This window comes from Caulobacter sp. B11 (genome assembly GCF_002737765.1).
Classification (GTDB): Bacteria; Pseudomonadota; Alphaproteobacteria; order Caulobacterales; family Caulobacteraceae; genus Caulobacter.
The window spans coordinates 1-6,455 of the sequence record NZ_PEGG01000135.1; the positions used below are offsets into that span (position 1 = coordinate 1).

Here is a 6,455-nt window from a genome sequence, read left to right on the forward strand (position 1 = left end):
AGCGCGGCATTCCGGTGATCGTCGCCACCCAGATGCTGGAATCCATGACCAGCTCGCCCACCCAACCGGGCCGAGGCCTCCGATGTGGCCAACGCCGTCTATGAGGGGGGCCGACGCGGTGATGCTGTCGGCCGAGTCCGCCGCCGGCGACTATCCCGAGGAATCGGTGGCGATGATGAACCGCATCATCGAGCGGGTGGAGCGCGATCCGCGCTGGCCGGAGCTGATGCACGCCGAGCAGCCGCATGACGACGCCGACGCCGATGTGCTGGTGGTCGCCGCCGCCGGCGCGGCGCGCTCGGGCTCCAGCGCCTGCCTGGTGGCCTCACCACCACCGGGGCCACGGCCCGCCGCCTGGCCCGCGAGCGGCCGCTGCAGCCGGTGCTGGCCCTATCGCCGGAGATCGACGCGGTTCGCCGCCTGTGTCTGGTCTGGGGCGTCGAGCCTCGGGTCAGCGCCCAGCCCGACAGCCTGGAGGTGGTCACCACCGACGCCGTCGCCAAGGCTGTCGCGCTGGAATTGGTCCTGCCGGGCCAGCGCCTGCTGATCGTGGCCGGCACGCCGTTCGGCGCGCCCGGCGCGGCCAATCTGTTGCGCCTGGCCCATGCGCCGTTCCCGACCCGGCGGCGTTGATCCGCACCGCGACGTTCAGCTCAGCGGGGCGGGCAGCAGCCGTTTGTAGCCCTGGCGCACGGAGTCATAACATTCGCAGGCCAGAGCCTCCAGACCCGGCCTGTCGAGCAGGTAGATGACGCCGCGACTGTAACGGATCAGCCGTCGGCCCCACAGGGCCCTGGCCACCGCCGTCACGGTGGTGCGCTGGACGCCCAGCATGTCGGCCAGGAATTCCTGGGTCACATGGATGGTCTTGTCGTCGATAAGGTCATCACAGGACAGCAGCCAGCGGCAGAAGCGCGCCTCGACCGCGTGCAGCGCGTTGCAGGCCACCGACTGGATCGCATGGCCAAACAGGGCTTCGTTGTGACGGTCGATCATCGCTCGCAACGGGGCGCTGTGTTGATAGATCTCATTGAGGATACTGGCCGAGATCCGCCAAGCCTCGCACGACACCTGAACAACCGACCGGGACATCGATTCTCGCGGGCCGATGGCCGCATTCAGCCCCAAGGCGCCCTCGCGTCCGATCATGGCCGTGTGGATCGCCGTGCCGTTCCGCATCAGCGTCATCATCGAAATGGCGCCGGCATCCGGAAAGTAAATCGACTCGATTGGATCGCCCGGTTCATAAATCAGGTGACCACGTTCGAGCTCAACGTGAGCGATTTTGGACGATATGTGTCCAAAATCCTCAGTCGGAAGCGCAGACAACAGGCGGTTATTCAAGCGTCCAACAGCCTCGTATTAACGAAACAAGCGCTCAAGCGCGCCTGGGCTGCGATCTTTAGGTTGTAATCTGAGTTTGCGCTGTCGTCTATCCGACATAGTGGCGGGAGTAATTCTCGTCCCGGTGTCAGGGAATTTGATCCCTCCCACAGGTTTTCGAGCGCGCTGCTCGGCGCGGGGGGAGTGGCGGTCAGGCTAACGCAGAAATGGGCCTTGCAGCCCGACGATGACCGTCGCCGGATTGCAAGGCGCTGTATTGAGGATTCTTCAGAACCCGCTCAGCCGCGCATAGCGATCGCGGTGGAACGCCGCGCCGCCGAACAGGGCTTCGGCGACCCGAGCGCGCTTCATGTAGAGGCCGGAGTCGTGAGCGTCGGTCATGCCGATGCCGCCGTGCATCTGGACCATCTCGTTGGAAGCCAGGTGCAGCACTTCGCTGGCCTTGGCCTTGGCCAGGGAAGCCAGGGCGCGGGTGTCGCCGCCGGCGTCGGCGGCTTCCAGGGCGGCCTCGACGCAGGAGCGGGTGGTTTCCAGATCCAGATCGGTGAACCACTTGGCGGCCCGATGCTGCAGGGCCTGGAACGTGCCGATCAGCTGGCCGAACTGGCTGCGGGTCTTCAGATAGTCGAGCGTGATCTCGAAGGCGGCGGTGGCCGTGCGAGCATCTCGGCGGCCAGGCCGGCATAGGCGCGGTCCAGGGTCGGCTCCAGTACGGTCCAGCCCTTGCCGACCTCGCCCAGCACGGCGTCGGCGCGCGAGCTTGACGCCGTCGAAGGTGATCTGGCTGGCGCCGCGGCTGTCGACCAGGGCCAGGTGGCCGCGGCTCACCCCGGCCGTGTCGGCGGGGACCAGGAACAGGGTCAGGCCGTCGCTGTCGCCGATCTGCCGCTGGTGCGGGCCACGACGATCAGCAGGTCGGCCGCGTCGCCGTCGAGCACGAAGGTCTTGGTTCCGTTCAGCACGAAGCCGCCGCCGTCCGCCTTGGCCGCCAGGGCGGTCTTCAAGGGGGCGTGGTGCGAGCCTTCGTCGATGGCCAGGGTGGCGACGATCTCGCCCAGCGCGATCTTCGACAGCCAGGCGGCCTTCTGGGCGTCGGTTCCGCCCAGGGTCAGGGCCCGAGGCGGCGATCAGGGCGGTGGAGAGCAGGGGCGAGGCGACCAGGGTGCGGCCAGTCTCTTCCAGCACCAGGCCCAGGCCCAGATAGCCGAAGGCCGAGCCGTCATGCCCTCGGGGACGATCACGCCGGCCCAGCCCATCTGGCCCATCTCGCTCCAGGCGGCGGCGTCGAAGCTGGCGCCGGACTTGCCGTCGCGCAGCTTGCGCAGGGGCCGCCACGGGGGCGCTGTCGGTGGTCCAACCCTTGGCGCGTCGCGCAGCATGGTCTGTTCTTCGTGTCAGGACGGCCATGGTCAGGTCGTGCTCCGTGGATCGGTGATGGACGGCCCCAGGCGAGGGCCTGTCGAGCGGTCATTGCCCAGAAGAGCTCGCCGTCCTCGGTGAGAAAGCTGGGCGCGCCGAACAGGCCGCGCGACATGGTCCTTCAGGCGGGTCTTGATCGTGTCGCTGTTGGCGGCGGCCAGAACGTGCTCGGGCCCGGCGCCGACGCTGGCGATGATCGGGGCCAGCACGGCCGGGTCGGCGATGTCGGCGTCATCGACGAAATTGGCCTGATAGACCGCGCGGCTGAAGGCCGGGGTCCAGCCGTCGTCCAGACCCGCCGTCGCCACCCGCGCCGCCAGCAGGCTGTTGCGTGGGAAGCTGGTCGGATGGACGAGCGGCAGGCCCTCTTCCGAGCACAGCCGTTCCATGTCGCGCCACATATAGGCGCCCTTGACCGGGAAGGCGTTGAACGGGCTGTCGGTCAGGCCCTGCTGGCCATGCAACAGCGGACCCAGCAGGAACGGCCGCCACGCCACCGCCACCCCGGCCTCCTCGGCCAGGCGCTCGATGCGCATGGCCGCGGGGTAGGAGTAGGTCGAGGCGAAGTCGTACCAGAACTCGATCATCGAACTATTGGTGATCCAGCAGCCCAAGCACGCGCTTGGCGACGACGTTGAGATTGACCTCGCTGGTGCCGCCCTCGATCGAGTTGCCCTTGGCGCGCAGCATGGCTCGCATGGCGTTCAGCTCATCGTGGGTGAAGCCCTGGCCTTCCCAGCCCAGGCCCTGCAGGCCCAGGGCCTCGACCAGCAACTCGGTGCGCTCCTGGTTCATCTTGGCGGCGGCGTACTTGATGATCGACACGGCGGCGCTGGGGCCGTTGCCGGTCTTGGACTCGGCCTCGGCGCGGCGCACGGTCAGCATGAAGGCGTGGGCGTCCATGCGGTGGGCGGCGATGCGGGTGCGCAGGTCGCCGTCGTCGATACGGCCCTGGGCGTCGACGCCGATTTCCTTCTTGGCCGTCTCGACCAGATCCAGGCCGCCTCCGCCGCCGAAGCCGCTGGCGCTGATATTCTGGCGTTCGTACTGCAACAGGCGCTTGGCGATGTCCCAGCCGCCGTTGACCTTGCCGACCAGCTGTTCCTTGGGAACCTTCACATTGTCGAAGAAGGTCTCGCAGAACGGCGAGGAGCCGCTGATCAGCTTGATCGGCCGCGCCTCGACGCCGGGCGAGGTCATGTCGAACAGCACGAAGGAAATGCCTTCATGCTTCTTGGTCGTGTCGGTGCGCACCAGGCAGAAGATCCAGTCGGCCTGGTCGGCATAGCTGGTCCAGACCTTCTGGCCGTTGATCAGCCAGTGGTCGCCCTTGTCCTCGCACTTGGTCTGCAGGCTTGCCAGGTCAGAGCCCGCGCCGGGCTCGGAATAGCCCTGGCACCAGCGGGTCTCGCCGCGCACGATCTGCGGCAGGAAGCGCTGCTTCTGCTCTTCGGTGGCGTATTCCAGCAGCACCGGGCCCAACATCCAGACGCCGAAGCTCATCAGGGCCGGCCGGGCCTTCAGGCGGCGCAGTTCCTGTTCGAGGACCTTGTTTTCAGCCTTGGACAGTCCGCCGCCGCCATATTCCTTGGGCCACATGGGGGCCGTCCAGCCGCGCTCAGCCATACGGTCCAGCCACAGCTTGGCGTCGGGATTGGCCCATTTCATCTTGCGGCCGCCCCAGGGCGCGTCGTCCTCGCCCATCGGCGCGTGCAGCGAGGGCGGATAATTAGCTTCCAGCCAAGCCCGCGTTTCGGCGCGGAAGGTGTCGAGTTCGCTGGCCCCGAAGTCCGCCATGGCCTTGCTCCCTTGGATCGATCATTTGACGCGCTGCGCCGCTTTGGCCGGCAGACTACGCCAGCCGACGCGGGGAGCAAGTCGATTCAAACATATGTTCGCCATGAGACGGAAGGCGTGGGCCGGTCAGCGGTGTATAGGGAGGGACGATGACGTGTCCGTCTCCGGATTCGCCGATCAGGGGTCTCGATGTCTGCTCGTGAACTGAGGCCTGCCGCCCTGGCCGTCGCGCCATCGCTGGCGGGGATCGTCGCCGGCGTGGCGGGCATCCTGCTGCTGGCGTCCGGCGCGACGCCGTCTGAACCGACGCGTTTCGCGATCCTGATGGCGGTCGCGCCCAGCATCCTGATCGAGCTTAGCCACTTCCTGTCGTCGATCCTTGGCCTGGTGCTGTTGCTGCTGGCCTTCGGCCTGCGCTCGCGGCTCGACGCGGCCTGGTGGGCGGCCTTGATCTGTCTGGCCGCAGCCTCGGTTCTGGCGGTGTTCAAGGGGCTGAACTGGGAAGAGACCGCCATGCTCAGCGCGGCTTTCTTTTTGATTTTGCCCTTCCACGAGGCCTTTCCGCGCAAGGCCGCCCTGTCGCGGATGGAGATCACCCCGGGCTGGCTGCTGTCGGCCGCCGCCGCCCTAGTGGGGGTCGCGCTCTCTGGCTGGTGGACCTTTACCCACACCGAATACGCCGACCAGTCGTGGATCAAGATGATGGGCGACAAGGAGGCGGCGCGGGCTATCCGCTCTTCGGCCGCTGCGGGCATACTGCTGATCGGCATCGGCGTCTGGCGCCTGATCGCCACCCCCGCCACGCCGTCGGTGGTCGACGACACCGACCCCGACTTTGATCGCGTGCGCGCTATCCTGGCCAAGGCCGAGGCGGCGGAGACATCGTCGAACCTGGCCCTGCTGGGCGACAAGCGCTTCCTGTTCTCGGCCTCGGGCGAGAGCTTCCTGATGTTCGGGGTGCGCAAGCGCTCCTGGATCGCCATGGGGCCGCCGGTCGGCCGTCGCGACGAGCGGGTCGAACTGTTCTGGCGCTTCCGCGAACTGGCCGACGCCCACGCGGCGCGGGCCGGCTTCTACGCCCTCGGCCCCGACGACCTGCCCGACAGCGTCGACCTGGGCCTGGCCATCCAGAAGACCGGCGAGAGCGCCGCCGTGCCGCTGGCGGCCTTTTCGATGGCCGGTCGCCGGCGCGAGGTGCTGCGGCGTAACTGGCGGCGGGCCGACGAGGGCGGCGCGGCCTTCGAGGTGCTGCCGGCGGGCGCGGCGATGGCGATCATGGACGAGCTGGAGGTGATCTCCGACGCCTGGTTGGCTCACCATTCGGGCGGCGAGAAGGCCTTTTCGATGGGCGGGTTCGAACCGCGCTACGTGGCCGAGTTCCCAATCGCCGTCGTGCGGGTGGCCGGTCGGATCGTCGCCTTCGCAACCCTGTGGCCGACCGCGCACAAGGCCGCCTTCTCGATGGACCTGATGCGCTACGCCGACGACGCCCCCAAGAACGTCATGGACTATCTGTTCGTCGAGCTTTTGCAGTGGGGCAGGGACGAGGGCTATGGCGCCTTCGAGTTCGGCATGGCCCCCTGGCCGGCCTCAATGACCGGCCCCTGGCCCCGATCATGTCGCGCGTCGGCCGCCTGCTCTATGAGCGGGGCGAGGACATCTACAATTTCCAGGGCGTCCGCCGCTACAAGGACAAGTACGATCCGGTCTGGCAGCCGCGCTACATTGCCGCGCCTCACAAGTGGTCGATCCCGTTTCTGCTCGCCGATATCGGTCTGTTGTCGTCCGGCGGCGTCTCGGGCCTGACCAAACGTCCGCGACCTAGTAGCGCGGGCCGCCGGTCTGCATCCCCAGCAGGGTCAGCAGGTGGGCCGCCAGAAGCAGGGTGATCACGG

At 67.7% G+C, this 6,455-nt stretch carries 3 protein-coding genes and 3 pseudogenes; 2 read left to right on the forward strand and 4 right to left on the reverse strand.

What is annotated here, in order from left to right; all coding sequences use genetic code 11:
• Positions 1-633 (forward strand): annotated as a pseudogene (locus tag CSW58_RS06900) (pyruvate kinase); the annotation flags it as partial.
• A gap of 15 nt (positions 634-648) precedes the next feature.
• Here CSW58_RS06900 and CSW58_RS06905 read toward each other — a convergent pair.
• From CSW58_RS06905 to CSW58_RS06920, 4 genes and pseudogenes are all read right to left on the reverse strand, one after another.
• Positions 649-1,344 carry a Crp/Fnr family transcriptional regulator gene (locus CSW58_RS06905; RefSeq protein ID WP_099446790.1) on the reverse strand — a complete coding sequence of 232 codons (696 nt, stop codon included), beginning with the start codon at positions 1,342-1,344 and terminating at the stop codon, positions 649-651.
• Between the two features lie 267 nt (positions 1,345-1,611).
• Positions 1,612-2,751: pseudogene (locus CSW58_RS06910) on the reverse strand (acyl-CoA dehydrogenase family protein).
• Between the two features lie 2 nt (positions 2,752-2,753).
• Entirely contained in the window at positions 2,754-3,350 is a 597-nt protein-coding gene (locus tag CSW58_RS06915) for a 2-hydroxychromene-2-carboxylate isomerase (RefSeq protein ID WP_236627695.1), read from the reverse strand.
• A 4-nt stretch (positions 3,351-3,354) separates the two neighbouring features.
• A complete protein-coding gene (locus tag CSW58_RS06920; RefSeq protein ID WP_099446791.1) occupies positions 3,355-4,560 on the reverse strand; it encodes an acyl-CoA dehydrogenase family protein in 1,206 nt (401 codons plus the stop codon).
• A 189-nt stretch (positions 4,561-4,749) separates the two neighbouring features.
• Between CSW58_RS06920 and CSW58_RS06925 the strand changes: the two are divergent.
• Positions 4,750-6,449, forward strand: a pseudogene (locus CSW58_RS06925) (phosphatidylglycerol lysyltransferase domain-containing protein).
• The last annotated feature ends 6 nt before the right edge of the window (positions 6,450-6,455 follow it).